Raw genomic sequence first — 25,354 nt, 5'->3', positions numbered from 1 at the left:
GCCGCACCGATAAACAGGTAAGCAAACCTTAAAGCAGACGAAGGTAACTCAAATGGCCATCAACAATATCAACAACTTGGCGAATAATCGGTTGCAAAACACCGTTAGCAGCCAGGGGACAGGCAACAAGTCAGTCACCTCTTCTTCGCCAGAGCCCGAAAATAAAGCGGCTGCAGTCAAGCTGGACTCCGTCTCCTTGACCAGTGAGGCCCAACAATTGCAAAAGATGCAGCAGAATCTCAATACGGCCTCTACCGGCAACGAAAGCAAGGTCGAGCGGCTCAAAAAAGCCGTTGCCAGTGGCGAATATCAGGTGAACAGCGAAGCTGTGGCCAAGAAGATGTTCAGCTTTGAGACCAATCTGGACAAAGTTCTCGGATGATGGATCTGCCTTCGTTACTGCACACCCAGGATGAACACCTCAGCCAGATGCAAAGCATTCTGGAAGAGGAGTTCTCCTTGCTCGAAAAGCATCAGGCACTGGCCCTGCCCGAGCTCACCGAGCGAAAACAGCTGCTGCTTGCTGAAATAGAGAGTCTGGATAAACAGCTGGCCCAATTGCCTGAGTTGGCTCAGCAACTGGCGGCTTATCCTGACGAGATGACCCGGATCCGGGAAAAACTGGATGCCTGTCAGGAACAAAATGACCTCAACGGTCGACTGCTGGAGCTCAGTATTGTCTCCAATCGCCGTCTGGCGAGCTTTCTGAGCCAGCTGCGCGATCGCAACAGCCTCACCTACGATGCCAAGGGCAATACCCGCTCAGGTACCCGCTCCTTCGGTATCAAGGCCTGACTCTCGACGAGTCGGGCCTTGCCACTTTCTACAATCAATAAGACCTACAGCGCCAGTCGCAGTAATTCTCGCCCGTCGACACAACTCTTGACGCTCAGGACTCCCGCCTCATAGCAGCCATAACTGGCCGGCAGTTCACCGCGTGGAAAACAGATGGAGCCCGGATTCATCAAGATCTGGTCTCCCTGCCGCTCCAGTACCGGAACATGGCTATGGCCGCTCAAAAATACACTGTCCGCAGGCAGTTGTACCTCATCGGGGCGGTAGAGATGACCGTGACTCATAAACCAGCGGCGCCCATCAACCAGTAGCTGGTTGTAAGGGGCTGTGATGGGAAACGCGAGCAGCATCTGATCCACTTCGGAATCGCAATTTCCCCGCACCGCCATGATATAGGGGGCCAGCTCGTTGAGCCGCTCGGCAACTGCAGCCGGGTTGTATCCTTCAGGCACGGGATTGCGAGGGCCGTGGTTGAGCAGATCGCCGAGCAACAGGTAGTGGTCGGGCTGCCAGGTGTCCAGCCGTGACAGCACCTGACCCAGTGCAGTGATGCTGCCGTGAATGTCGGAAATAATGGCAAGTTTCATTAGGTGCTCCTTACAGCGGGCCGAAATAGAGATCCTTGGTGGCAATCGTCCCTTTCAGATTCTGGCTGGGCAGCCCGTGCAAAGTGGGATCAACCAATCGCATCTGGTTGTAATGATACACGGGGATGATGGGCGCCTCTTCCATCAGCAGCTGTTCGGCATGCTGATAGAGTGCAACCCTGCTCTTCTCATCCAGAGTGCTGGTAGCCTGTTCCAGCAACAGATCAAAATCGGGATTGCAGTAACCGCTTTCGTTGCGCAGATCCTGGCAGCGGAAACTGTTCAGCATGGCCGAGGGCTCGACGTAATCACCGAACAGAAAGCTTCTTGCCACCAGAAAATCACCGCTATCCTTGGCGACCTGATAGTTGTTCCACTCCAGATTGTTGAGCGTGACCTCAACCCCCAACTGACGCCACATACCGGCAATCAAGGTGGCAATCTTCTTGTGGGTATCAGCCGTGTTGTAGGTAATGCTAAGCCTGAGTGGATGAGCACTGCTGTAACCGGCAGCGGTCAGCAATGCAACGGCCCTGGCCTGGCGGGTCATCTGGTCCTCCAGTGCCACAGGGAGAGAGAGGTGGGAGTAACCCGGCATATCAGGCACCAGAGACCAGGCCGCCAGATCCTCCTGACCGATCACCGACTTGGCCAACTGATAGCGGTCGATGGCAATGGAGAGCGCCTGGCGCACCCGCACATCCTGCAACTCGGGGCGGCGCATATTGAAGGTGTAGAGATAGGTGCCCAGCAACGGCGATCCCCAGACTCGCAACGGATCGCTCTGCTTCATCTTCTGGTAATAGTCGGGCGACACCCGGTTGGTCAGCTGTATCTCCCCCGCCTCATAACGCAAGCGCTCGGCATGTTGTGAGGCAATGGGCAGATAGGTGACTCGCTGAATGCGGGTATGGCGATCATTCCAGTAATTGCTGTTGCGCTCCGCTTCAAGCCGCTCGTTGGTCACCCGGTTTGCCAAGCGGTAAGCGCCATTGCTCACCAGCTTGCCGGGCTCGGTCCACTGTTTGCCAAAACGGGCGATCGCCTGCTGATTGACCGGCACGAATGGCAGCTGGCTGATGAGCTGCAGGAAATAGGGCACCGGTCGTTCCAGAGTAACCTTCAGGATCTGGGCGCTCTGCGCCTCGACCCCGAGATTGGCGGGCTCCAGCGCACCGGCATAGATGGACTGGGCATTGTTGATCCCGGCAGTCAGCAGCAAGGTCGCCGAGGGGGAACCGAGGGCAGGATCAAGCAGCCGGCGCCAGGCGTAGACAAAGTCATCGGCAACCAGCGGATCACCATTGGACCACTTCAACTGGGGGCGCAGGAAAAACCGCCACTCGAGGCCATCTTCGCTCACTTCCCAACGCGCAGCCTGGGCAGGAACAATGCGTCCCTGGCCATCCTCGCTAACCAGACCTTCAAAGAGATCCACCAACACCTCCTCCCCGGGAAAACCGCTGCGCATCAGCGCCGGATCCAGAGAGTCGGGTTCACCGCCATTACCCTTGACCAGCACCTGCCGATCCGACAAGCGGGGCGCCATCTCCACCGTAGTGGCGTATACCGGCGGCAACGCCAGCACACCGAGTAAAAGCGGGGAAAGCCAGCGTTGCGCCAGCCGGGGGAAGAGACCATACCTCATGACAAAACCTCGAATAAAACCACTGCAGGAGGGGAAGGCCGACGGCGCGCCTGATGAATGCCTGATGCCGCCCTTGTTATCCCCGAAAACGCCCCGTATTGTATCGGGCTTGCCCCGGAGATGGAGTCTTTAGGGTTAATTTTTTCGGGAGTTTTTATGGGTTATGAGTGGCTGGCTCTCGCATCGGCCAGTTTATGGGCAGTTGCCGCCCTGATTTCGGTCAAACCAGCCCGCCATCTGGGCCCGTTTGCCTATAGCCGCTGGCGGATGTTTCTGGTCAGCCTGATGCTTGGCAGCATCAGTCTGCTGACAGGCGGCTGGCACACCCTCTCCGGTAGCACCCTTCCCCTGCTCGCCCTGTCCGGCCTGATCGGCATCTTTATCGGCGACACCGCGCTCTACGCCTGCATGAACCGGCTCGGCCCGCGGCGCAGCGGTTTGCTCTTCTCCTGCCATGCCCTCTTCTCTGCCCTGCTCGGACTCTGGATCTTCAACGAACAGTTGACCGGCTCGCGACTGACTGGTGCCCTGCTGGTCTTTGCCGGCGTCATGCTGGCCATTCTGTTTGGTCGACGCAGCAGTGGCAGCGAATGGGAGCGGATACGGGGAAGTTTGACCATCGGTGTAGCGCTGGGCCTCACCGCCGCCCTCTGTCAGAGTCTGGGCGCCATCATCGCCAAGCCGGTCATGATGAGCGGCAACGTCGATGCGGTGAGTGCATCGGGAGTCAGGATGGTCAGTGCCCTGCTGGCCCACTGCGCATTGCGGCTGACCGGATTGCCGCTGACCCGAGCATTTCGTCCCATCAACCGTCAAATCTTCGGCATGATTGCCATCAACGGCTTTCTGGCCATGGCACTCGGGATGACGCTGATCCTGCTCGCATTGCGACACGGCGACGTGGGAATGGTGGCGATCCTCTCCTCCACCACGCCGGTGATCCTGCTGCCGCTCTTGTGGTGGCACTCGGGGGAACGGCCTTCGGCGGCGGCATGGTGCGGAACCCTGCTCGCCACGCTGGGCACAGTGCTGGTACTGGGTGCCAGCGGCCACTGACACCCGGGAGGATTTAGAAGAGAGCAATCTCGTCTGCGGTGAGTTCACGGTACTCGCCGGGTGCCAGATCTTCATCCAGCGCCAAGCCACCGACCTGCTCGCGGTGCAGACCCACCACCTTGTTGCCGATGGCGGCAAACATCCGCTTCACCTGATGGTACTTGCCCTCATGAATGGTGAGACGCGCCTCGCACTCCCCCAGTAACTCCAGCTGGGCAGGGCGAGTCTTCTCGGTTTCACTGCGCAGCAGCACACCTTCGGCAAAGAGGGCGATGGCATCCGGGCTCACCGGATCGGCCAGCCAGACGTGATAGGTCTTGGCACACTCGTGGCGGGGAGAAGTGATGCGATGGGACCACTGACCATCATCGGTCACCAGCACCAGTCCGGTGGTGTCGAGGTCAAGGCGCCCCACCACGTGCAGCTTGCCCATGGAGGGTTCATCCATCAGGAAGAAGACGGTCGGATGATCGGGATCCTCGTTGGAGCAGACATATCCCTCGGGTTTGTGCAGCATGAAGTAGCGATTGCGGCGATCCAGAGTGAGAGTGACGCCGTCGAACTCGATCTGGCTCTCTTCATTGATGTGAAACGCCGGCTGCTTGACCACGATGCCATCCACCATGACCTCACCCTGACGGATCAGTTTGCCAGCGAGCGAACGGGTCAAATCGGAACAGTCGCACAGAAATTTATCAAGCCGCATTCACAACCTCGGAGTCCAAAAAGTAAAGGGGCAACATTATATCTGGCGGGGGCGACAACGCCACTGTTAACGGGCGGCCAATTGTGACGAAGTGGCCATCCGATGTTACACTGCGCTATGGCCCATCACGGGCGATACTCATAATAATAAACCTCGGGAAGCCGCCATGAAGTCTCAAGCATCCTATCCTGTCATCCCCGTCAATCAGCTAAAACCCGGCATGTATGTCATCGCTATTGCCAGTCAGACAGGCGGAATGGAAATTGCCCAGATGGGGTTGGTCACCACTCAGGGACAAATTGCCAATCTGGTTCGTCAGGGTGTTCTCACGGTGCGGATCGATCTCTCCCGCAGCAAGCTGGGTCATGCCGAGAGCGAAGCGGTCGCGTCGCCCGAACTTGGCAACGGCAGCGATCAGGCCAGACGCCGGGTCAGTGCCAACGGTGAGGGCAAGGAGCTCAAGATCCGCCGCCTCTATCAGGAAGCTCGCGAGCTGCAAGGCAAGTTCATCAGCCATCTCAAGGCAGGCGAACCCATCGATATCACCCCGCTGGCCGAAGTCGCCGAAGAGATGGTAGACACCATGTTTACCCACGGCGACGCCATGCTCTGTCTGGCTCGCATCCGCGCCAAGGATGCCTACCTGATGGAGCACTCCATGAACGTCGCCATCCTGCTGGCCAACTTTGGCCGCTATCTGGGGCTGGAGCGCAGCGTGCTCAAGGAGCTGACGCTCGGGGGCTTGCTGCACGATGTGGGCAAGATCATGACGCCCGACGAGGTGCTCAACAAACCGGGCAAGCTGACCGACGAGGAGTTCGCCATCATGCGCCAGCATGTGGTGCACAGCTACGAGATCTTGAGCAACACTCCCGGCATCACCCCCACCATGCTGGAAGTGGCGGCCAATCACCACGAGCGGCTCGATGGCACCGGTTATCCACAGCGGCTCAAAGGCGATCAGCTCTCGCTCTATACCCGCATGAGCGGCATTGTTGATGTCTATGATGCCATCACTGCAGATCGGGTCTACAAGGCGGGGATGCAACCGACCCAGGCGTTTCGCATCCTGCTCAAGGGACTGCACAGTCACTTCGATGCCGAGCTGGTCACCAAGTTCATCAAATGCATGGGGGTCTATCCAGTGGGTACGCTGGTGCAGCTGTCAAACCAGCGGCTGGCCATTGTCATGCAGCGCAATCAGCAGGAGCCGCTCAAGCCGGTGGTCAAGGTGATCTATCACGCGACCCAGCGCCACTACCTTGATGTGCAGTGGCTGGATCTCGCCAAAAACGGGGTTCAGGAAACCATCGAGAACACGGTTGATCCCAAGGAGTTTGGCATCAATCTGGCCAACTTCGTCTAAATCCGCTCCGTCTAGCCCGACTCGCCTTCTCGCCGCCGCTCGGCGCAATGCTGGATGAGAAACTCCTCATCCAGCGGCGACAGATCAAAGCGGATGCACGCCTCTTCGATGGCCCGGATGTCGTGTTGATGGTGCTCGCTGAGCCAGCGCACGGCGCGGCGCAGATCTTCACCATGGGGCAGCAGGGTATGGTCGCTCATGGGGCACCTCCGATTAGCCATCGACACCAGCCCGTCACGTCGGGCTCTCCCTTATAGCTTAGCCCTCTGCCACCCCGTCATCTTGCCTTCAATCAGGTTCAGGCAAATGCCTGCTGCCAATCCTGATCGAATTTTGCCAGCGCCGCATCCACCGCCGGTACTCTCAGCAGCTGCTCGGCCACGTCGAGCGGCAGAGTGATGGACTGGCAGCCCGCCAGCAGGCAGTCGAGCGCCTGGCGCGGCGTGCGGAACGACGCCGCCAGCACCTTGCTGCCCGGAACATGCAGCGCCAGCAGTTGCTGCAGCTCCTGCACGGTGGCGATGCCGTCGCCCCCCTGCGCATCCAGCCGGTTGACGTAAGGCGCTACGTATTCTGCCCCCGCTACCGCCGCCAGCCAGCCCTGCAGCGGGGTATAGACCGCCGTCCCCAGCGTCGGCACCCCGTTGGCAGTCAGGGTCTTGATGGCCGCCAATCCCTCTTCACATACCGGGATCTTGATCACCAGATCGCGGTCCAGTTCACGCAGGGCAAACGCCTCGCGCACCATCTCGGTCTCGGTCTTGGTCATCACCTGGGCAAACAGGCGTGCCTTGGGCCCAAGCACCTCCCGCAGGGCGGGCAGCAACTCGGTCAGCGGCATGCCGCCTGCCGCGGTAATGGACGGATTGGTGGTGACGCCAGCCAGCGGCAGGATCCGTGACCAGCGGCGCACCGCAGCCACATCGGCAGTATCGAGATAAAGCTCCATCTCTGACTCCTTAAAGGGATGTTCAATCTGTCGCCATTTTAGCCAGATAACATCTGCAATTTAGTTGATCAAAATCAAATCAACTTTCGAACGAAAGCAAATAGAATGCAAATACAAAAGGAGGCGGTATGATTTTTGACCTGCAACGATATTCAACTCACGATGGCCCCGGCATTCGCACCTTGGTATTTCTCAAGGGGTGCTCGCTGGCCTGTCGCTGGTGTCAAAACCCGGAAAGCCGCTCTCCCAAGCCGGACATACTACTCGACCGGCGCCAATGCATCGAGGGATGCCGGCTCTGCAGCGATGCCTGTCCGGCAATCTTGCGTGACAGCCAGGGTGTCCAGCTCGTCCGCTCAGCCCTCGGCAATCAGGATGTGGAACGGCTGCGCGGCCTCTGCCCCAGCGAAGCGCTGCAGGTGTGCGGCCAAGAGGAGAGCCTGGACACCCTGATGGCCACCATCTTGCGGGACCGCCCTTTCTTCGAGCGCAGCGGCGGCGGAGTGACCCTCTCCGGTGGCGAGCCGTTTATGCAGCCCGAATTTGCTGCCGATCTGCTGGCCCGCTGCAAGGCCGAGGGACTGCATACCGCAGTGGAAAGTTGCCTGCACGTGCCCTGGCACCAGATTGAACCTAGCCTCCCCCACCTCGACCTGCTGCTGGCGGATCTCAAGCATGTGGATGAGGAGCGCTTCTTCGACTGGACTCGCGGCAAGGTCGCCCTGCCCCTGGCCAACCTCAAGCGTCTGGCCGAGCGCGGCGTGGCCATGCAGATCCGGGTGCCGCTCATCCCCGGCTTCAATGCTGACCACGCATCCATAGAGGCCATCACCCAAGCTGCCGCCAGCCTTGGCACTGTGCAGGAGATCCACTTTCTCCCCTACCACACCCTGGGCGCAGGCAAATACGCCCTGCTCGACCAACCCTATCAGGCCCCCCTGCAGCCACTCGATGACCCGGCACTGCTCGCCTTTGCCCATGAGTGTGCCCGTGCGCAAGGGCTGACCCCACTCACCCGGGGCTAGCAACACCCCATGACATCAGCCACTCACTGCCCAATGACCAGAGGATAAGACCATGACCCAGCTCGACCTCACTACCCTGCCCCCGCGGATCCGTGCCCACAAGGAGAGCCTGATCCACATCGTCCAACCGCCGGTCTGCACCGAGCGCGCCCGTCACTACACCGAGGCCTATCAGGCCCATCTGGCCCGGCCGCTGCCGGTGCGCCGCGCCCTGGCGCTGGCCCACCACCTCAAGGAGCGCACCATCTGGATCAAGCACGACGAGCTCATCGTCGGCAACCAGGCCAGTCAGGTGCGGGCGGCGCCGCTCTTTCCCGAATACACGGTGGGCTGGATCGAGAAGGAGATCGACGAGCTGGCCGACCGCCCCGGTGCCGGCTTTGCGGTGAGCATGAGAGACAAGCAGATCATCCACACCCTCACCCCCTTCTGGCGCGGCCAGACGGTGCAGGATCGCTGCTACGGCCTCTTTACCGATGAACAGAAGGGACTGCTTGAGAGCGGCATCATCAAGGCCGAGGGCAACATGACCTCGGGGGATGCCCACCTCGCGGTCAATTACGAGCAGCTGCTTGCCCTCGGTCTCGATGGCCTCAAGGCCAAGGTAGCCGAGCGTCGCAGCCGGCTCGATCTGGCTGACTGGGCCGATCTGCAACGCGAGCAGTTTTTACAGGCCGTCGCCATCACCTTCGATGCCGTCAGCCTGCACATCGAACGCTACGCCGCGCTGGCCCGCGACATGGCAGCACAGGAATCGCGCCCCGAGCGCCGCAGTGAACTTGAGACCATCGCCCTCAACTGCGCTCACATCGCCCACCGGCCCCCCGAGACCTTCTGGCAGGCGCTGCAGCTCTGCTACTTCATCCAGCTCATCCTGCAGATCGAGTCTAACGGCCACTCGGTGTCGTTTGGCCGGATGGATCAGTACCTCTATCCCTGGTATCGCCGCGAGGTGGAATTGTCGGAATCCCTGCCACGGACACGCGCCATCGAGCTGTTGCAAGGGTGCTGGCTCAAGTTGCTGGAGGTGAACAAGATCCGCTCCGGCACCCACTCCAAGGCATCCGCCGGCAGCCCGCTCTATCAGAACGTCACCATCGGCGGCCAGAACTGGCAGGGGGGTAAAGCCCATGACGCGGTCAACGGTCTCTCCTACGCGATTCTGGAGTCCTGTGGCCAGTTGCGCTCGACCCAGCCCAACCTCTCGGTGCGCTACCACGCCGGCATGAGCGAAGATTTTCTCGACGCCTGCATTCAGGTGATCCGCTGCGGCTTTGGCATGCCCGCCTTCAACAACGACGAGGTGGTGATCCCCGAGTTCATCAAGCTCGGGGTAAGTGAGGAGGATGCCCACCACTACGCCGCCATCGGCTGCATCGAGACCGCAGTGCCCGGCAAGTGGGGCTATCGCTGCACCGGCATGAGCTTTATCAACTTCGCCCGCATCCTGCTGGCGGCGCTCGATGGTGGCTGCGATGCCACCACCGGCAAGGTCTTTTTGCCTCAGCCCCAGTCGCTGCGGGATGGCACGTTCGGCCACTTCGACGAGGTGATGGCCCGCTGGGACGAGCAGGTGCGCTACTTCACCCGAAAATCCATCGAGATCGACTGCGTGGTCGACAGCGTGCTGGAGGCTCAGGCCCACGACATTCTCTGCAGCGCCCTGGTGGATGACTGCATCGAGCGCGGCAAGACCATCAAGCAGGGGGGCGCCGTCTATGACTGGGTCTCCGGCTTGCAAGTGGGGATCGCCAACCTGGGCAACAGTCTGGCGGCGCTGAAGAAACTGGTGTTCGAACAGGGGGTGGTAGATCAGAGTGAACTGGCCGAAGCACTCGAGCAGGATTTTGCCGGGGTCAAAGGCGAGCAACTGCGCATGCGCCTCACCAATGCCGCCCCCAAATATGGCAACGATCTGGACGAGGTAGACATGCTGCTGGTACAGGCCTACCAGAGCTACATCGACGAACTCAAGGGGCTGCACAACACCCGTTTCGGGCGCGGCCCCATCGGCGGCACCTACTATGCGGGCACCTCCTCCATCTCGGCCAACGTACCCTTCGGGGCGGCCACCATGGCCACCCCTGATGGCCGCCACGCCCGCACCCCGCTGGCGGAAGGGGCCAGCCCCTCGTCGGGTTCGGATCGCCTCGGCCCCACGGCGGTGTTCAACTCCCTTGGCAAGCTGCCCACGGCGGCCATTCTCGGCGGCGTTCTGCTCAACCAGAAGCTGAGCCCGGCCAGCCTTGAAAACGAGCGGGACAAGGCCAAGCTGATGAGCCTGCTGCGCACCTTCTTCGAGGTACACAAGGGGTGGCACGTGCAGTACAACATCGTCTCGCGGGAAACCCTGCTGGCGGCCAAGGCCCATCCCGATCAGTACCGGGATCTGGTGGTGCGGGTGGCGGGTTACTCGGCCTTCTTCACCGCCTTATCCCCCGATGCGCAAGATGATATCATCGCCCGAACCGAGCACAGTCTCTGACGGGCCCCACCAGGGGCAGCTGTGCCCCTTATATGACCGGCAAGCCACCCGCGGGGTGGCTTGCCGCTATCCACTGTCAACCAGCGAGGTCCCATGAACCCACGCCACCAACTGATCCTCACCCTGGTCCATCAGGCCCGCAAGATGAGCGTGAGCGAGCTATCCCAACGTACCGGGGTCTCGGAGGTGACGGTGCGCAACGACCTGACCGCTCTCGAAAAGCAGGGGCTGCTCAAGCGGGTGCACGGCTCGGCCATGGCGCTGGAGAGCGACGACCCCGATGCCCGGATGAACATCAACTACCTGCTCAAGGAGCGCCTCGCCGAGCGGGCCGCCCAGCTGGTGGAGGATGGCGAGACGGTCTTTATCGAGGGGGGCAGCGCCAACGCCCTGCTGGCCCGCCATCTGGCCCTGCACAAGCGGGTCACCATCATCACCATCAGTAGTTACATCGCCCACCTGCTGCGCGACACCCAGGCTCAGGTAGTGCTGCTCGGTGGCCTGTTCCAGCATCAGAGCGAGAGCGTCGTGGGGCCGCTGACCCGACTGTGCATCGAGCAGGTGCACTTCTCCAAGGCCTTCATCGGGGTGGACGGCTTTCATCCCGAGATGGGCTTCACCGGCCGCGACATGATGCGGGCAGACGTGGTCAACAGCGTGCTGGCCAAGGGGGTGACCAATGTGGTCATCACCGACAGCAGCAAGTTCGGCGCCATCCACCCGAGCCCGCTCGGTATGCCGGGCCAGATCGGCGTGTTGGTCACCGACGACGCCCTGCCCGCCCCCATGCGGGCCACCCTGGCCGCGCGTGGCATCACAGTGCACTGCGTCGCCGCCTGAATCGCACCTTGCCCCCCGTTGCTAGGTTGCTCCACCGCCTGCCGGCTTGACGGCGCCCACCGAGGCTGGGGTATGCTCGTCCTCTTTTGGCCTCTCCCGGGCCACGAACCGAAGGACGCCGCATGCACATCAAGGACAAGTTTCTGGCCGCACTGGTCATTCTCTGCTGGGGGCTCAACTTCGTCGCCATCAAATGGGGGTTGGAGGGCATTCCCCCGTTGCTGCTGGGGGCGCTGCGCTTTGTCGGTGTGGTCTTTCCCGCCATCTTGCTGGTCCCCAGACCCGCCATGCCCTGGCGCTGGCTGTTGGCCTATGGCGGTGCCATCAGTCTGGGCCAGTTCTCCTTTCTATTCTGCGCCATGAAGTTCGGCATGCCGGCGGGCATGGCTTCACTGGTACTGCAATCCCAGGTAGTCTTCACCCTGCTGTTCGCCATGATCTGGCTGGGTGAACGCTGGCAACCCCACCACTGGATAGCCCTGCCGCTGGCAGGGGCCGGCCTCTATCTCATCGCCACCCATGGCGAAGGCAATCTCACCCTGCTCGGCTTCGTGCTGACCCTCTGCGCGGCCGCCTGCTGGGGCCTTGGCAACGTCATCAATCGCCAGATCGGGCTGCACTACCAAACCACGCTGCCCAGCCTTATCGCCTGGGGCGGAGTGGTGCCCATCCTCCCCTTCTTCGCACTCTCCTGGCTGTTCGAGGGGCCGGAACTGATGACCAGCAGCCTGCTCAATATCAGCTGGCAGGGTTTCCTGTGCGTGCTCTATCTCTCCTTTGTCGCCACCTGGCTCGGCTACGGCCTGTGGGGGCGGCTGCTGATGCGCTATCCGGTAGCACAGGTGGCTCCCCTCTCCCTGCTGGTGCCCTGTGTCGGTATGGTAGCGGCAGCCCTGCTGCTGGACGAGCATCCCACTGCGTTGCAGTGGCTGGGCTCTGCGCTGGTGCTACTCGGCTTTGTGGTGCATCTGCTGGGCGGCCGGCTGCGCTGGTTCAAACCGCAGGCCGCCGCCTGATCCGTTATTTGCCCGCCGCCATTGACCGGGGCGAGGAAAATTTCCATCATGAGCCAGCCCCCAACGGGGCTGAAGCCACCATCAGGTGACCTGCAGGACGCAGCTATCAGGAGAGCAAGGATATGCCATCGACATTCACCGCCGGATCCCGGATCATCCCGCGCCTTCTTCGCACCAGTGCCATCACCCTGACCCTCTGTTTGAGTCACTACGGCTGGAGCGCCACCCTGCCAGCCGATTTGAAGTGGGAGAGCAACAACACGGATCCCGTTTACGCGGATCCTGCTGCCAAACGGGGGGGGACATTCCGCGACTTCGTCACCAGTTTCCCCCTCACCCTGCGCAAGTTCGGGCCCGACTCCAACGGGGCGTTTGCCGCCTATGTCAGGGAGACCAACCTGCCGCTGCTGGCCACTCACCCAATTACCGGCAACCCCATGCCGATGCTGGCGAGTGAATGGGCTTTCGGCTCCGACAACAAGACCCTCTATTTTCGCATCAACCCCAAGGCTCGCTGGTCGGACGGCCAACCGGTTACCGCCGATGACTGGGTGTTTACCCTCAAGATGATGCGCAGCAAGGAGATAAACGATCCCTGGTACAACAACTACTACAGTACCCAGATTGTCGATGTGACCCGCTTTGACGACCACACCCTCTCCATCACCAGCGGCATTGCAAAGAGTCGCCAGGATCTGCTGGAGTCACTGCCCATCAGCCCGGAGCCAAGCCATGCCATCAAGCTCACCAGCAATTGGGTCAAGGAGTACAACTGGAAGGTGCTGCCGGTCACCGGCCCCTACCAGATCGACGAGGTGAAGAAGGGCAAGTCGGTCACTTTCAAGCGGGTCAATGATTGGTGGGGCAATGACGAGCGCTACTTCCAGCACCGCTTCAATCCCGAACGACTCGAGATCAAGGTGATCAGGGATCAGAACATCGCCTGGCAGTACTTCCTGCGCGGCGAGCTCGATACCTTCCCACTGGTGATGCCCAACTGGTGGCATGACAAGAGCAAAACTCCGGAGTTCGAGAAGGGCTATATCGAGCGGCTCTGGTTCTACAACCAGACCCCGCAATCCCCCACGGGCCTCTATCTCAACACCGCCGATCCGCTGCTGAGCAATCTCGATGTGCGGCTCGGCATCCAGCACGCTCTCAACATCGACAAGATGCTCACCTCCCTGCTGCGGGGGGATTATCAGCGCCTCAACAGCTACGGCGCGGGTCAGGGAGATTTTACCAACACCGAGCTCAAGGCCCGCTCCTTCGATCCGAAACTGGCACGCTCCTACTTTGCCAAGGCGGGTTTCACCTCCGCCGGCCCTGACGGTATTTTGCAAAACGGCAAGGGGGAGCCGCTTACCCTGACCATCACCTACACCACGGCAGAGCACGCCCAGCGTCTGACCCTGCTGCGGGAAGAGGCCAAGAAGGCGGGACTCAATTTGGAGCTCAACCTGATGGACGCCTCGGCCGGTTTCAAGTCGATGCTGGAGAAAAAGCACCAGAGTGCCTGGATGGCCTGGAGTTCTGGTCGCTACCCTGCCTACTGGGAGCACTTTCACAAGATCAACGCCCACAAACCGCAAACCAACAACATCATGAACATCGATGACGAGGCGATGACCGCCCTGGTAGAGCAGTACGACAAGGCTTTCGATTTTGGCAAAAAGGCCGAGCTGTCGCGCCAGATCCAGCAGAGGCTCTATGAGCTGGCCAGCTTCGTGCCCACCTATCAGGTGCCCTACACCCGTGATGGGGCCTGGCGCTGGATAAAACTGCCCAAGGTGCCCGCTACACCCAAGAGCGAGTTGCTCCACTGGCCCCTCGATGGCGGCAACAGTGGTTACAGCTATGGCGGTCTGTTCTGGATCGACGAACAGGTAAAAAGTGAAACGCAGGAGGCCATCAAGAGCGGCCAGAGCTTCCCTCCCGTAACTCAGGTCGATACCCGCTTCAAGCAGTCCTGAACCAGCGGCAGATACAAAAAGACCCCGCACACTGGCGGGGTCTTCTTTTGCAACCGGTTTTTTTGCAACCTCAGTTGCTCGCGTCGAGCTGGGGGCGATTAGCCACGCTTGGCCTGCTTCTGGGCAATAGCGTCAGCGATGTCGGCCGGCTCCAGCACAATGCCTTCCTGATCCGGAGTCGGGAACACGGCGACGCACAGTTCGTCCTGCTCCATGCCGTCGATCCAGCGCTCCAGCCACACCTTGAGAGTGATGGACTGCGGCTTGCACTCGGCCCACTCCCCTTCGGCCCACGCCTTGGCGTATTCCGGATGCGGCCATACTGGGATGCAATCTTCATCGTCGGTAGTCAGCATCATGACGCCGTGCTCGTCAGTCAGCACAAACAGCTCTTCATGCTCGACCAGCTTGCTGATGAAGTGATCGTAACGGTAGTCAGCGTTCAGTTGCAGCGCGGCATTGCGCTCGGTGTCGCTCAGTTCATAGCTCATTGGCCAAGTCTCTCTCAATCGATAAAGGGCGCCATGTTCACATCTTGTGGTCAGCTTGTCCAGCCTGCCGCCCCCTGACGCCAGACGGGGGAAGCGAAACGCCCATAAGGATAGAGCAGGGAGCCGGATAAAAAAGCCAGGCTCGCCACATTGGCCGGATTAAAACGCCGGGGTGATCAGCTCCACATCCGCTGTTTCACTCAGTTTTTGCCGCAGCCAGTAGGCTGACTCGACCTCGACAAAGCAGAGCTGATCCCGACCACTCGCCGCCAAGCTCATCAACTGCTCGAAGCGAAGTTGCTGCTGCGCCAGCCAGGCTGTCGCCAGTTTGGTACCGTGCGCTTCATCGACCACTTCGCGACGCAGCTCGAACAGGTTGTCACTGATGGGACTGTTGATCTTGGCCGCACTGTGCCAATACATCTGCAGATTCTCCATCATCTCGGCATCGTAGTTGGCCAGGGCATCAAGCTCGGCAGTCGCCCCCTCCTTACCGGTGGCAAAGTCGCACCAGCCGGCATCGAGACTTGCCAGTTCACGGGCCTGAGCCCCTTTGGCATGCTTGCGTAGTTGGGCAATATCGCTCCCCTTGCGGGCAGGCAACCACAGATCACCCTCATGACTCTCCAGCAAGGAGGTCAACAGCGAGACGGGGTAGACCGGAAAACCGGCAGAGTGTGAATGCAGCAGGGATACCAGAGTGATCTTGACCATGAGCAATACCTTGAACTGGGCGAACAGTCGCAAGCGAACCGTCCGGTTAACAGGAGGGCTCTATCCTATCACGTTTGGCATGGTGAGGGGCTTGTAGGGAGAAGTGGCAACCATCTGATTACGCCCAAAAAAACAGCACTCGGTAGGGTATGGCAGAGACAAAGACCAATAGTTTGAACCAGCGCCCACTAAAGTGGATCCGGGAGTGCTAGTTTGCATACATCTTTAGCGTAAGGAGTAGATCCATGATTGGTATCGATCAGATTTCTGATGACGTAATAAACCAGTTGAAGATACTGGCATGCTTTGATCCGGCCAACATGAGCCTGGGCATCAAATTACGCAGCGACATGTCTGAAGAGCTGTGCCAGGCAGCGGTTCGCCTGCATCAGCAGGGGCTCATCAGTGCCGAAGATGGCGGCTACCTCACCCCGTTTGGCATGACCATGGTAGAGCATCTGCAGCACCTGCTGGTCGCACTCAAACCGCTTTGACCGGCTGGGGAGCCCACAGCGAAAAATTGAGCAGCTCCCAGCGCTCTCCCTGATGGAGATGACAGGCAAACAGCAAAGGACCTTCGGGTCCTTTTACTTTGCCATCGACCAGCCACTCTGACTCCCTGTCGGGGATCAGGCGGGCCTCAATTTCGTCCGGTTGCCGCTCTTCACCTAGCCGCACATGGACAAACTGCTGGCAAACCCTCTCTGCCTCCATAGCTGCCTGTACCGGCACGGGCTCATCCACAATCGGGGTCAATGCTGTCAGGAGCAACAGGGTCTGGAACATGATTCACACACCGTATGAGTCAGGAACAAAGGCCATATAAACAAAAAGCCGTGGTACCAGAGGCACCACGGCTTTCTTAAATTCTGTAAGAATTACAGAGCAGTTACGTTCTCAGCCTGCGGGCCTTTCTGACCTTGGGTCACAGAGAACTGTACGCGCTGACCTTCAGCCAGGGTACGGAAACCGTTACCTTGAATGGCGCTGAAGTGAACGAAAACGTCCGGGCCGTTTTCTTGCTGGATGAAGCCAAAACCTTTGGTTTCGTTGAAAAACTTAACGGTACCGGTGATCATGTTAGACATATCTTTAAACCTGTATTCAAAATAATTACTTATGCTTTTCAGCGGGTAAAGCTCAAAAAACGGGATTAATTTATGAACAACAGGAAAAGATGTAAAACATCAAATTCATTGACATAACTATCGCCCTTTCAAGCTGCCTAGGATTATACGTGGCTTTGTAGATTACGCAAACAAATTTGTGCCCTGCCAACGGCAGGGCACTACCGTTACAGGGTCGGCGCTTCCAGCGCTTGTACCAGTGCCTTGAGGAAGCGTGCCGCCTCGCCGCCAGTACAGGCTCTGTGGTCAAATGTCATCGACAGCGGCAACGCCCTCACCGGGCGAGCCTCCCCATGGATGAACACCACTTTCTCGAACAACTTGCCCGCCCCTATGATGGCCACCTGCGGCGGCGTCACGATAGGGCTGGCATAACGGCCTGCAATGGCGCCGAAGTTGGTGAGCGTAATAGTCGCCCCCTGCAACATCTCGCGGGGCACGGCGCGCGCCTTCACATCGGCGATCATCCTATCCAATCCCTGCCGCAGATCGGCCTCCTCCCGCTCAGCCACGTTCTCCATCACCGGCACATAGAGGCCATGCTTTGAATCCACCGCGATGGCTACATTGACCTCTTTGAACAGCCGTCTTGACAGAGTTTCACCATCAAACCAGGCGTTCATCGAGGGCTCGGCGCGGCACGCCACGCCAATGGCCTTGATCAGGCGCACCGTCACATCCTCATCAGGCCGCCAGTGACGCAAATCCACCTCGTCGGTGATGCTGACCGGCACTACCGTCTGATGAGAGAGCTCCATCGCCTTGGCCATGGCCCGCCGTGACCCTTTGAGGAATTCGTTGCCACTGCTCTGCTGAGCCTCAAACGCCTGCTGCACATCCAGCTCGGTCACCATACCGCCACTGCCACTTCCCTTGATCCGTTCGATATCCAGACCCAGTTTTTGTGCCAGCAGTCGCACCGCAGGCATGGCTTGCACCAGCGCCCCCCCCGGGGCAATGGCCCCCACCACAAAATGATCCTCGATATGCTGCTGATGGGCACTCACCTTGCCCACCACAGTGCCATCATCCTCACCCCCCTCGAATTCCACCAGTGGCGCACCGATATGGAGGATATCCCCTTCGGCGCCGCAGAGACGGGCGATCACCCCGGCCACCGGAGAGGGGACATCCACCAGCGCCTTGGCCGTTTCCACCGACAACAGCACCTGATCGACCTCGACGGTATCACCAGCACTCACCTTCCACTCGACGATCTCGGCTTCGGCCAACCCTTCCCCCAAATCCGGTAATTTGAAAAATTTCATAGCCACTGGTTCTCCATCAGCTGGTGAGCGGCATCGGCGATATCCTGCTCGGTGATGAGGTAATACGCTTCGTTGCGATAGTAGGGAACGGCTGCATCCACGCCGGTCAGCCGTTTGGGCGGCGCCTTGAGGCTGGGAAGTGCCTGCTCGGTCACCCGCGCCACAATTTCTGCCCCGACCCCGAAGCTGCCACACGCCTCATGCACCACCAGCAAACGGCCGGTCTTGCGCACCGAGGTGAGGATGGTCTCCATATCCAGCGGCTTGATGGTGGCCAGATCCAGCACCTCGCACTGGATATCCTGCTCGGCCAGCAGGTTCGCCGCCCGCATCACCTCCTGAATGCAGGCTCCCCAGGCCACTACCGTGATATCCCGACCCGGACGCAGGGTGAAACAGACATCCAGCGGCAAGCCGACACCGTCATCCACCACCTCGGATTTCATCGAGCGATAGATGCGGTCCGGTTCAAAAAACATCACGGGATCCGGATCGCGAATGGCCGACAGGAGCAGGCCATAGGCGCGTCTCGGGCTGGAGGGGATCACCACCCGCAGCCCAGGGATATGGGCAAACAGCGCCTCGATACTCTCGCTGTGATGTTCAGGCGAATGAATGCCAGCGCCATACGGGGAGCGATAGACAAGGGGACAGGAGAGGCGGCCACGGGTGCGGTTTCGCATCCGCGCCGCCTGACAGATGATCTGCTCCATCCCGGGGAAGATGAAGCCCTGAAACTGGAACTCAGCCACCGGCTTGAGCCCCTGAGTGGCCATGCCGACCGCTACCCCGGCGATCAATCCTTCGGCCAGCGGCGTGTCGATCACCCGCTTGAAACCGAACTTGTCGCGCAGGCCAACCGTGGCGCGAAACACCCCGCCGTTGACCCCCACATCCTCGCCCAACACCACCACATCCGGGTCGTGTTCCATCTCGTAGTGAAGGGCCATGTTGACCGCTTCCAGCAGACTGATCTCACTCATGGCCAACCTCCTGCTTCATCCCCTTGGCAATCACTCGCTCGCGCTGGGGCAAGAGTTCGGCGGGCAGGCTGGCGTAGTGATAATCGAGCATCGCCTCCGGTGGCTGGGGCGCCATCGCCTCATAACGGGCAACCGCCTGTTCTACCTCCCGGGTGGCGTCCGCCAGCAGGCTCTGCTCCTGCTCCTCATCCCACCACCCCTGGCTGTGCATAAACTGGCGCAGCCGCTTGACCGGCTCTTTCGCCCAGGCGGCCTCGACCTCGGCCCCATCGCGATAGCGAGTGGCATCGTCGGCCGTGGTGTGATCGCCGAGGCGATAACTGACCGCCTCGATCAAAGTCGGCCCCTTGCCACTGCGGGCCCGTTCGACGGCACTGCGGGCGGCATCGTAGACCGCGACCACATCGTTGCCATCCACTTGTAGGCTGCGTACCCCTGCGCCAATTCCCTTCTGAGCCAGCGTAGGAGCGCTCGATTGCAGCTTGCGTGGCACCGAGATAGCCCACTGGTTGTTGTTAACGATGATCACCATCGGCAGGTGCCAGACACCGGCGCAGTTGAGCCCCTCCAGAAAATCCCCCTTGGAGGTGCCGCCATCGCCGATGGTGACCACGGCGACGCGCGGTTGATTACGCAGTTTGAAGGCCGAGGCAATACCGCAGGCATGGGTGATCTGGGTGGCGATGGGGACGCAGATGGGGAGATCTTCAGAGGGAGTCCCATCGGGTTTGAGCAAATAACTGCCCCGCTCGTCACCACCCCAATATTGCAGGTTCTTCTCCATCGGCACGCCCCGCACATAGAGGGTGGGCATGTCCCGATAGTAGGGAACGTAGACATCCTGCGGCTGCATGGCCAGACCAATGCCAATCCCCACGGCTTCTGCGCCGAGATGGGAGGGAAAAGTACCGAGTTTGCCGGTTCGTTGCAGCGCTATCGCTTTTTTGTCATAGCTGCGCACCATCACCATATTGCGGTAGAAGGTGTGCAGTATCGCCTTGTCCAGCCAGGTCGGTAAGGTGGCGACCGGGCACCCTTCCGCATCGAGGTAACGAAGGAAAGGGATGTCGACATGGGTCATAACTGGCTCCTTGCCGTTGTAGGCGTCACCGATGCTGGTGACACTTAGATGTAAATACCTTGTTAAATAAAAAGCAAAGGGATTTACTCAGGTAAGACCAGTAGAAACTTCTTTAAAGTAGCGAAGGTGCTGAATTTTCGGCGATGAGCGGCAAGGTATGCCGTAAATGGTGCAACTTTGCCGTGCTGAATGCAGGATGCCAAATATTGAAAAGGGGAGCCTTGCCCCCCCTTCTGTTACTCAAGTCAGCGGTTACGCCAGCCAGTAGTTACGCAAGCCACTGTTGCAGCTGGCGGGCCATACCAGCTGGCAGCAAGTGAGCGCGACTTAGCAAGCGGCTGCGCCAAGGCTCGGCCAGCAAGGTGGGGCAAATTCGCATCTCCCGCCCCCTGTCAGCCACGCGCACCAACCTGTCGATAAGAGTTTCCAGCGGCGGATGCACCGGCCAGTGAGGATAGAGATCGGCGGTCGCAATCCCGGCCAGCTCGCACACCCGCTCCTCTTCCCTATCTCCCTTCCCATCAACTAATGGCCAGGGGTGAAGCACCTGCAGCCAGCCCGGCCGTGCAGCCTCCAGCAACTGGCCCAGCGTCGGCTGAGCAAAGTGGGGATCCCCTGCGGCTTTGAGCAGATGGCGCGCCCCCGCCAGCAGCACCACGCCGCGCGCGGGAAGTGCAAGAAGATAGTCGGCCAGCGCCTGATCCCGCCCCCTGTTGTGCTGCTGCCACCGCTCCGGGCTCATCTCCTGCCACTCGAATAAGGGCTCGCAGAGATGCACCCGCAGCCGCATATGTTCAGGGCGCGCCAGATTGCTCTGGCGCAGGGCTGCGAATAGGGCCGGAAACTCGGGGGCCATCCAGGCGGGGAAGGCGCAGGAGTCGAGCCAGACCGGATAGAGCCGCGCCAGTGTCAGCGGCTCCCCCTGCCAGCTATCCTCCCCCGTCAGCCAGGCATCGAGCAAGCCCTGATGGCGTCGGTTGCCACACTCCAGCACCAGATCGGTCATGACTCCCCAGAGCGCCGGATCCCAGAGCCAGGCGTGCTGGCGCCGGATAAAATCCGGGTGCCAGTGCGGCTCCCCCAGTCCCACCAGCTTGCCCGCCAGCAAGGCTTCCCGGATGGCGGCAACCGGGGTCATGCGCCCCCCTCCTGCCGGATGTGCGGTTGTTGCCCGACCCCATCGACCCGCTCACCAATAAGGGCGCCGACCTGCGCCAGCCAGTCGGGATGGACCATCTCCTGATGCAGGCAGGGGAAGCGCTCATAGCGGATTTTGCCTTCTGTCAGCGGCTCCCAGCCGCGTCCATCCAGCCAGGGCTGGCGGGAGGCTGACGCCTCGATAAAGATCACCTCCCCGTGGTAGCAGTAGTCGACCGGCTGACGGATCAGCCGGTTGTTGTGGCCCACCAGCTCAATCATGGCGCTCACCACCTGCTCGTCGAGCATGGCCAGCGCACTCCCCTCTGCACCCAGTCGGGCCACCACGTCGCCCCGAGTAAGGGAATCGAGCGCATCGTCCGCAACCGCAATGCCTCCCATCCGCAGCAACGCATCGAGCATCCGCTGCTCGTCGGGCAACGGCTGGGTCTGCCACTGCTGACAGGGGTAGGCATCGAGCAGCAGCACCATGGCAACCTCCTGTCCCTGCTCTTGCAGCATGGCGGCCATCCGGTGCACCAGCATGCCCCCCAGCGACCAGCCGAGCAGCCAGTAGGGGCCCTCGCTCTGCTGACGACGCAGCTCGGTCACATAGTCGAGTGCCAGCTCGTCGAAGCTGGCGGGCAGCGGGGCATCCGGCTGGCAGAGCGCCCTTGCCTGCAGGGCATAGACCGCCATATCGGTCGGCAGATGGGGCACCAGCGGCGCATAACACCAGCCGAGCCCCCCTGCGGGATGGACGCAAAAGAGGGTGCGGCCTGATACGCCGGACTGGGCACCGGGCGCCCGCAAGGGCAACAGCATGGGCATGGCCTCCCGCTCGCCGCCAAGACGGCGCGCCAGCTGGGCGGGATTCGGTGCTTCGAACAGGCTGGCCAGAGTGAGCGTCTGTCCGAGCGACTCTTCAATACGCACCACCAGCTGCGCCGCCAGCAGGGAGTGGCCGCCGAGGGCAAAGAAGTTATCGTCGGCGCCGACTCGCGCCAGCCCCAGTACCTCGGCGAAGAGGCGACAGAGCCGCTCCTCCAGCAGGGTTTTCGGCAACGCCTGACCGACCGCCGACGCCATGTCGGGCAGCGGCAACCCCTTGCGATCCAGCTTGCCATTGGGGGTGAGCGGCAGCTCGGCCAGAGTGACCAGGAGCCCCGGCACCATGTAGTCGGGCAAGGCGGCGCCAAGGGCGGGTGCCAACTCGGCCAGCGTCAACTCGCTACTATCTGCGGCCACCACATAGGCCACCAGACGGCGATCGCCGGGGGCAAATTCGGGAGCCAGCACCACCGCCTGCGCCACCCGGGGATGGCGCAGCAGTACCTGCTCGATCTCCTCCAGCTCGATGCGCTGGCCACGGATCTTCACCTGAAAATCGAGGCGCCCCAGATACTCAATGGCGCCATCCTCGCGCCAGGCAGCCAGATCGCCGCTGCGATAGAGCCGTCCCGTCCCGAAGGGGTTGGCAATAAAGCGCTCGGCAGTGATCTCGGGCTGACCAAAGTAGCCCTCCGCCACCTGTACGCCGCCGATCCAGAGCTCGCCTGCCACACCGGGCGGCACCGGCTGCAACAAGGGGTCGAGAATGTGGATGCTGGTATTCCAGACCGGATAGCCGATGGGCACGCTGGTCACCGCCTCGTCTGCCCGGCAGGGGTACCAGGTGACATCCACCGCCGCCTCGGTCGGGCCATAGAGGTTGTGCAGGGGTGCTGAAAATGCCCCATACCAACGCTGCACCAGATCCGCGGGCAGCGCCTCGCCGGAGCAGAATACCTGGCGCAGGGCGCGGCAACGCGCAGGCTCGGCTTGTGCGACGAAGATCTGCAGCATGGAGGGGACAAAGTGCAAGGTGGAGATCCCGGCCTGCTCAATCAGCTCGGCAAGGTAGGCGGGATCCTTGTGGCCGCCCGGTTTGGCGAGCACCAGCCGCGCCCCGGTCATAAAGGGCCAGAAAAACTCCCAGATGGAGACATCGAAACCGGCCGGGGTCTTTTGCAGCACCCGATCCGCCGGCCCGATGGGATACATGTGCTGCATCCAGAGCAGCCGGTTGACGATGGCGCCGTGGCTCACCACCACCCCTTTGGGCCGACCGGTCGAACCGGAGGTGTAGATGATGTAAGCCGCATCTTCCGGCTTGGGGGCTGGCAGCTCACAAGGTGCTGTCGTTGCCAACTCTACCGCCGCCAGCTGCTCTGCCACACCGGGGGCATCGAGGCAGACAAGTGGCGCGGCCACATCGAGCGGCATCCGCAAGGTGCGACTGGTCAGCACCAGCGCAGGGTCGCTGCTGGCGAGAATGTAGCCGATCCGCTCCGCCGGATAGTCCGGATCAACGGGTACATAGACGGCCCCCACCGCCATGATGGCCTGCTGGGCGAGAATAAGCTCGGGAGAGCGCGGGATCACCACCGCCACCCGGCAACCGGGGCCCACGCCCCTCCCCGCCAGATAGCTGGCCAGCTGGCGGGTACGCTGGCGCAGCTCGGCCACACGCCAGCGCTCGGCGCCACACTCCAGCGCGATGGCGCTCTGATCCGCCGCCGCCAGCCCTTCGGCCAGCAGTGCGCTCAGGGTGGTAGTCGGCAGCGGATGGTCGGTTTGGTTCCAGCGCGCCAGCTCAGCCTGCTCGCAAGGCAGCAGCAGCGGCAAGCGCACTGCCAGGACCTCGTCATCCGCCTCACTCCAGGCGGCGAGATAAGCTACCAGCCGGGCCAGATGACGTTCACTCTCCTGTTGGCTGAAGCGCCCCTGATGTGCTTCGAGGATCAGGGTCATCGCGCCTGCCTCCTCGGCAAAATAGAAGGCACACTCCTCCACCGGCCCCGCCGCCAGCACCTGCACCTCGCCACGAACCTGGTTGTGCCCTTCACCAAAGCTGAGGGTTCGGGCAAAGGGCATCAGATTGACCTGAGGGCCAAACAACGGCTGGCCCGGCTGACGCTGTTGCAACCACTCCTGACGGCAGCCCTGATGACGGCGCAGGGCGACAAATTGCCGCTCGACCTGTGCCAGCAACTCCCCTACCCGGCTGGTGCCGCTCAGTTCAATGCGCAGAGGCACCACATTGACCTTCATGCAGGGAGTATCGGCCGCCGCTGAGCCCAGCCGCCCCATCAGCGGAATACCCAGCACCACCTCGCCAGCGCCGCTCATCCGTTGCACATAGCTGGCCACCGCCGCCAGCAGCAGGCTGTAGGGGTGACAGGCCGAGCGGCTCGCCCGCGCCACCAATGCCTGCCACTGGCGGCCAGCCAGTCGCTGTTCAAGCCGATAAGTGGAGCCCGGCCCTTGCGCCGGACGGCGGGAGAGCGACGCCGGGTTCTCCACCCCGGCCAGCTGCTGCACGAAGAAATCGCGATCCCGCGCGGCACGCGGTGAGTCCTGATAGGCCGCCTCCTCGGCCAACAACTCCTGCTGGGTCGCATAACGACAGGGAGCAGGCTGCTCACCCGCACAAAGCGCCTCATACCAGCTCACCACCCGCTGGCAGAGCAAACTCAGGCCAAAGCCGTCGATGGCAATATGGTGCACGGCAATAAACCAGGCCCACCGCCCCTCACCAAGGCGATAGAGGGTAGTGGCAAACAGTGGCCCCCCGGCCAGATTGAAGGGGACGGCCAGCTGCGCACGCATCTCGGCCTGCGCGGCTGCAAGCGGGTCGGCTTCGCTGCGCAGATCCCGCTCTGCCAGCTGCCAGCAAGCGGGATTGGCCACCATCTGCGGGCCATCGGCAGTGGCCACAAAAGCGCAGTGCAGACCGGGGATCTCGTCGATGGTCTGACGCACCGCTCGGGTGAAGTGATGGGGAGCCAGCGCCCCCTCCAGCAGCCAGTACTCGCCGGTATTGCAGGCGGGGCTCTGCGGGTATTTTTGCTGGGCAAACCAGATGCCCGCCTGAGCAGTGGTAAGCGGCCAGCGCGGGTGCTCCCCACGCTGATGGGTGGCGCGCATCGCCATTGTCTGTTCCATGGGAATGTCCTTGCGCAAACATCGAGCGGGCAGCGGCTTGCCCCTGCCCGCATGGCTGAAAAGCGAGGAGGCAAGGCCTCCTCCATAAAGAGAGTGTCACGCCTGCCAGATCGGCAGCGC

General features: G+C 61.2%; 24 protein-coding genes. 10 read left to right on the top strand and 14 right to left on the bottom strand.

Annotated features, from left to right (window positions below; translation table 11 throughout):
* Positions 1-52: 52 nt before the first annotated feature.
* Positions 53-382 carry a flagellar biosynthesis anti-sigma factor FlgM gene (flgM, locus tag AAHA39_RS00175; protein ID WP_041209849.1) on the top strand — a complete coding sequence of 110 codons (330 nt, stop codon included), beginning with the start codon at positions 53-55 and terminating at the stop codon, positions 380-382.
* Positions 379-795 (top strand): flagella synthesis protein FlgN, encoded by a 417-nt coding sequence (locus AAHA39_RS00170; protein ID WP_041209848.1) that lies wholly within the window; start codon positions 379-381, stop codon positions 793-795. The genes flgM and AAHA39_RS00170 overlap by 4 nt, the downstream gene beginning before the upstream one ends.
* A gap of 44 nt (positions 796-839) precedes the next feature.
* Here AAHA39_RS00170 and yfcE read toward each other — a convergent pair whose 3' ends face one another.
* Both yfcE and AAHA39_RS00160 read right to left on the bottom strand, forming a co-directional pair.
* Entirely contained in the window at positions 840-1,382 is a 543-nt protein-coding gene (yfcE, locus tag AAHA39_RS00165; RefSeq protein ID WP_236763175.1) for a phosphodiesterase, read from the bottom strand.
* A 10-nt stretch (positions 1,383-1,392) separates the two neighbouring features.
* A complete protein-coding gene (locus tag AAHA39_RS00160) occupies positions 1,393-3,030 on the bottom strand; it encodes a peptide ABC transporter substrate-binding protein (protein ID WP_320655890.1) in 1,638 nt (545 codons plus the stop codon).
* 156 nt (positions 3,031-3,186) lie between these two features.
* On the opposite strand from AAHA39_RS00160, the gene AAHA39_RS00155 reads away from it, so the two are divergent.
* Positions 3,187-4,086: a DMT family transporter gene (locus tag AAHA39_RS00155; RefSeq protein ID WP_201906910.1), complete on the top strand. Its 900-nt coding sequence runs from the start codon at positions 3,187-3,189 to the stop codon at positions 4,084-4,086.
* Between the two features lie 13 nt (positions 4,087-4,099).
* Here AAHA39_RS00155 and rsuA read toward each other — a convergent pair whose 3' ends face one another.
* The gene (rsuA, locus tag AAHA39_RS00150; RefSeq protein WP_279008761.1) at positions 4,100-4,792 is read right to left on the bottom strand and encodes a 16S rRNA pseudouridine(516) synthase RsuA; all 693 of its coding nucleotides are present in this window, start codon (positions 4,790-4,792) and stop codon (positions 4,100-4,102) included.
* A gap of 166 nt (positions 4,793-4,958) precedes the next feature.
* Here rsuA and AAHA39_RS00145 point away from each other — a divergent pair, with 166 nt between their 5' ends.
* On the top strand, positions 4,959-6,158 hold the full coding sequence (locus AAHA39_RS00145) for an HD-GYP domain-containing protein (protein WP_041209843.1): 1,200 nt from the start codon (positions 4,959-4,961) through the stop codon (positions 6,156-6,158).
* Between the two features lie 11 nt (positions 6,159-6,169).
* Here the strand turns inward: AAHA39_RS00145 and AAHA39_RS00140 are convergent, their stop codons facing one another.
* Both AAHA39_RS00140 and fsa read right to left on the bottom strand, forming a co-directional pair.
* The gene (locus AAHA39_RS00140; protein WP_320655891.1) at positions 6,170-6,358 is read right to left on the bottom strand and encodes a hypothetical protein; all 189 of its coding nucleotides are present in this window, start codon (positions 6,356-6,358) and stop codon (positions 6,170-6,172) included.
* Positions 6,359-6,456: 98 nt separating this feature from the next.
* On the bottom strand, positions 6,457-7,107 hold the full coding sequence (fsa, locus tag AAHA39_RS00135; RefSeq protein ID WP_106552945.1) for a fructose-6-phosphate aldolase: 651 nt from the start codon (positions 7,105-7,107) through the stop codon (positions 6,457-6,459).
* Positions 7,108-7,235: 128 nt separating this feature from the next.
* On the opposite strand from fsa, the gene AAHA39_RS00130 reads away from it, so the two are divergent.
* The 5 genes from AAHA39_RS00130 to AAHA39_RS00110 all read left to right on the top strand — a co-directional run bounded on the left by AAHA39_RS00130 (position 7,236) and on the right by AAHA39_RS00110 (position 14,446).
* A complete protein-coding gene (locus AAHA39_RS00130; RefSeq protein ID WP_320655892.1) occupies positions 7,236-8,132 on the top strand; it encodes a glycyl-radical enzyme activating protein in 897 nt (298 codons plus the stop codon).
* Between the two features lie 52 nt (positions 8,133-8,184).
* A complete protein-coding gene (locus tag AAHA39_RS00125) occupies positions 8,185-10,617 on the top strand; it encodes a formate C-acetyltransferase/glycerol dehydratase family glycyl radical enzyme (protein WP_320655893.1) in 2,433 nt (810 codons plus the stop codon).
* Between the two features lie 93 nt (positions 10,618-10,710).
* Entirely contained in the window at positions 10,711-11,457 is a 747-nt protein-coding gene (locus tag AAHA39_RS00120; RefSeq protein WP_060390145.1) for a DeoR/GlpR family DNA-binding transcription regulator, read from the top strand.
* Positions 11,458-11,579: 122 nt separating this feature from the next.
* The gene (locus AAHA39_RS00115) at positions 11,580-12,473 is read left to right on the top strand and encodes an EamA family transporter (RefSeq protein WP_182927612.1); all 894 of its coding nucleotides are present in this window, start codon (positions 11,580-11,582) and stop codon (positions 12,471-12,473) included.
* Between the two features lie 122 nt (positions 12,474-12,595).
* Complete coding sequence (locus AAHA39_RS00110) at positions 12,596-14,446, top strand: extracellular solute-binding protein (RefSeq protein ID WP_320655894.1); 1,851 nt, start codon at positions 12,596-12,598, stop codon at positions 14,444-14,446.
* A 98-nt stretch (positions 14,447-14,544) separates the two neighbouring features.
* Here the strand turns inward: AAHA39_RS00110 and AAHA39_RS00105 are convergent, their stop codons facing one another.
* Together AAHA39_RS00105 and AAHA39_RS00100 are read right to left on the bottom strand one after the other, a co-directional pair.
* Positions 14,545-14,937, bottom strand: coding sequence for a DUF2750 domain-containing protein (locus AAHA39_RS00105; RefSeq protein ID WP_071911694.1), 393 nt, complete (start codon positions 14,935-14,937; stop codon positions 14,545-14,547).
* A gap of 159 nt (positions 14,938-15,096) precedes the next feature.
* Positions 15,097-15,651 (bottom strand): hypothetical protein, encoded by a 555-nt coding sequence (locus AAHA39_RS00100; protein ID WP_320655895.1) that lies wholly within the window; start codon positions 15,649-15,651, stop codon positions 15,097-15,099.
* 245 nt (positions 15,652-15,896) lie between these two features.
* Here AAHA39_RS00100 and AAHA39_RS00095 point away from each other — a divergent pair, with 245 nt between their 5' ends.
* Positions 15,897-16,145 (top strand): TIGR02647 family protein, encoded by a 249-nt coding sequence (locus AAHA39_RS00095; protein ID WP_033113423.1) that lies wholly within the window; start codon positions 15,897-15,899, stop codon positions 16,143-16,145.
* Here the strand turns inward: AAHA39_RS00095 and AAHA39_RS00090 are convergent.
* The 7 genes from AAHA39_RS00090 to AAHA39_RS00060 form a co-directional block, all read right to left on the bottom strand.
* The gene (locus AAHA39_RS00090; protein ID WP_043850543.1) at positions 16,132-16,437 is read right to left on the bottom strand and encodes a hypothetical protein; all 306 of its coding nucleotides are present in this window, start codon (positions 16,435-16,437) and stop codon (positions 16,132-16,134) included. The genes AAHA39_RS00095 and AAHA39_RS00090 overlap by 14 nt on opposite strands.
* Before the next feature lie 92 nt (positions 16,438-16,529).
* A complete protein-coding gene (locus AAHA39_RS00085; RefSeq protein ID WP_005302803.1) occupies positions 16,530-16,739 on the bottom strand; it encodes a cold-shock protein in 210 nt (69 codons plus the stop codon).
* A 206-nt stretch (positions 16,740-16,945) separates the two neighbouring features.
* Complete coding sequence (locus tag AAHA39_RS00080; protein WP_320655896.1) at positions 16,946-18,046, bottom strand: dihydrolipoamide acetyltransferase family protein; 1,101 nt, start codon at positions 18,044-18,046, stop codon at positions 16,946-16,948.
* Positions 18,043-19,029 carry an alpha-ketoacid dehydrogenase subunit beta gene (locus AAHA39_RS00075; protein ID WP_320655897.1) on the bottom strand — a complete coding sequence of 329 codons (987 nt, stop codon included), beginning with the start codon at positions 19,027-19,029 and terminating at the stop codon, positions 18,043-18,045. The genes AAHA39_RS00080 and AAHA39_RS00075 overlap by 4 nt, the downstream gene beginning before the upstream one ends.
* Complete coding sequence (gene pdhA / locus AAHA39_RS00070) at positions 19,022-20,110, bottom strand: pyruvate dehydrogenase (acetyl-transferring) E1 component subunit alpha (RefSeq protein WP_320655898.1); 1,089 nt, start codon at positions 20,108-20,110, stop codon at positions 19,022-19,024. Before pdhA ends, AAHA39_RS00075 begins: the two co-directional genes overlap by 8 nt.
* Before the next feature lie 268 nt (positions 20,111-20,378).
* The gene (locus tag AAHA39_RS00065) at positions 20,379-21,248 is read right to left on the bottom strand and encodes a hypothetical protein (RefSeq protein ID WP_320655899.1); all 870 of its coding nucleotides are present in this window, start codon (positions 21,246-21,248) and stop codon (positions 20,379-20,381) included.
* Positions 21,245-25,234 carry an amino acid adenylation domain-containing protein gene (locus AAHA39_RS00060; protein WP_320655900.1) on the bottom strand — a complete coding sequence of 1,330 codons (3,990 nt, stop codon included), beginning with the start codon at positions 25,232-25,234 and terminating at the stop codon, positions 21,245-21,247. Before AAHA39_RS00060 ends, AAHA39_RS00065 begins: the two co-directional genes overlap by 4 nt.
* Between the last annotated feature and the right edge of the window lie 120 nt (positions 25,235-25,354).

Origin of the sequence: Aeromonas sp. SE22 (assembly GCF_038739755.1) — a bacterium.
GTDB classification, from domain to species: Bacteria; Pseudomonadota; Gammaproteobacteria; order Enterobacterales; family Aeromonadaceae; genus Aeromonas; species Aeromonas jandaei.
The sequence above is the reverse complement of the archived record's forward strand: the minus strand, read 5'-3'. Positions and strand labels throughout refer to the sequence as shown.

Bases quoted from the DNA above. Each gene is read 5' to 3' on its own strand.
- flgM (WP_041209849.1), top strand. From the start codon at position 53: ATGGCCATCAACAATATCAACAACTTGGCGAATAATCGGTTGCAAAAC.
- AAHA39_RS00170 (WP_041209848.1), top strand. From the start codon at position 379: ATGATGGATCTGCCTTCGTTACTGCACACCCAGGATGAACACCTCAGC.
- yfcE (WP_236763175.1), bottom strand. From the start codon at position 1,382: ATGAAACTTGCCATTATTTCCGACATTCACGGCAGCATCACTGCACTG.
- AAHA39_RS00160 (WP_320655890.1), bottom strand. From the start codon at position 3,030: ATGAGGTATGGTCTCTTCCCCCGGCTGGCGCAACGCTGGCTTTCCCCG.
- AAHA39_RS00155 (WP_201906910.1), top strand. From the start codon at position 3,187: ATGGGTTATGAGTGGCTGGCTCTCGCATCGGCCAGTTTATGGGCAGTT.
- rsuA (WP_279008761.1), bottom strand. From the start codon at position 4,792: ATGCGGCTTGATAAATTTCTGTGCGACTGTTCCGATTTGACCCGTTCG.
- AAHA39_RS00145 (WP_041209843.1), top strand. From the start codon at position 4,959: ATGAAGTCTCAAGCATCCTATCCTGTCATCCCCGTCAATCAGCTAAAA.
- AAHA39_RS00140 (WP_320655891.1), bottom strand. From the start codon at position 6,358: ATGAGCGACCATACCCTGCTGCCCCATGGTGAAGATCTGCGCCGCGCC.
- fsa (WP_106552945.1), bottom strand. From the start codon at position 7,107: ATGGAGCTTTATCTCGATACTGCCGATGTGGCTGCGGTGCGCCGCTGG.
- AAHA39_RS00130 (WP_320655892.1), top strand. From the start codon at position 7,236: ATGATTTTTGACCTGCAACGATATTCAACTCACGATGGCCCCGGCATT.
- AAHA39_RS00125 (WP_320655893.1), top strand. From the start codon at position 8,185: ATGACCCAGCTCGACCTCACTACCCTGCCCCCGCGGATCCGTGCCCAC.
- AAHA39_RS00120 (WP_060390145.1), top strand. From the start codon at position 10,711: ATGAACCCACGCCACCAACTGATCCTCACCCTGGTCCATCAGGCCCGC.
- AAHA39_RS00115 (WP_182927612.1), top strand. From the start codon at position 11,580: ATGCACATCAAGGACAAGTTTCTGGCCGCACTGGTCATTCTCTGCTGG.
- AAHA39_RS00110 (WP_320655894.1), top strand. From the start codon at position 12,596: ATGCCATCGACATTCACCGCCGGATCCCGGATCATCCCGCGCCTTCTT.
- AAHA39_RS00105 (WP_071911694.1), bottom strand. From the start codon at position 14,937: ATGAGCTATGAACTGAGCGACACCGAGCGCAATGCCGCGCTGCAACTG.
- AAHA39_RS00100 (WP_320655895.1), bottom strand. From the start codon at position 15,651: ATGGTCAAGATCACTCTGGTATCCCTGCTGCATTCACACTCTGCCGGT.
- AAHA39_RS00095 (WP_033113423.1), top strand. From the start codon at position 15,897: ATGATTGGTATCGATCAGATTTCTGATGACGTAATAAACCAGTTGAAG.
- AAHA39_RS00090 (WP_043850543.1), bottom strand. From the start codon at position 16,437: ATGTTCCAGACCCTGTTGCTCCTGACAGCATTGACCCCGATTGTGGAT.
- AAHA39_RS00085 (WP_005302803.1), bottom strand. From the start codon at position 16,739: ATGTCTAACATGATCACCGGTACCGTTAAGTTTTTCAACGAAACCAAA.
- AAHA39_RS00080 (WP_320655896.1), bottom strand. From the start codon at position 18,046: ATGAAATTTTTCAAATTACCGGATTTGGGGGAAGGGTTGGCCGAAGCC.
- AAHA39_RS00075 (WP_320655897.1), bottom strand. From the start codon at position 19,029: ATGAGTGAGATCAGTCTGCTGGAAGCGGTCAACATGGCCCTTCACTAC.
- pdhA (WP_320655898.1), bottom strand. From the start codon at position 20,110: ATGACCCATGTCGACATCCCTTTCCTTCGTTACCTCGATGCGGAAGGG.
- AAHA39_RS00065 (WP_320655899.1), bottom strand. From the start codon at position 21,248: ATGACCCCGGTTGCCGCCATCCGGGAAGCCTTGCTGGCGGGCAAGCTG.
- AAHA39_RS00060 (WP_320655900.1), bottom strand. From the start codon at position 25,234: ATGGAACAGACAATGGCGATGCGCGCCACCCATCAGCGTGGGGAGCAC.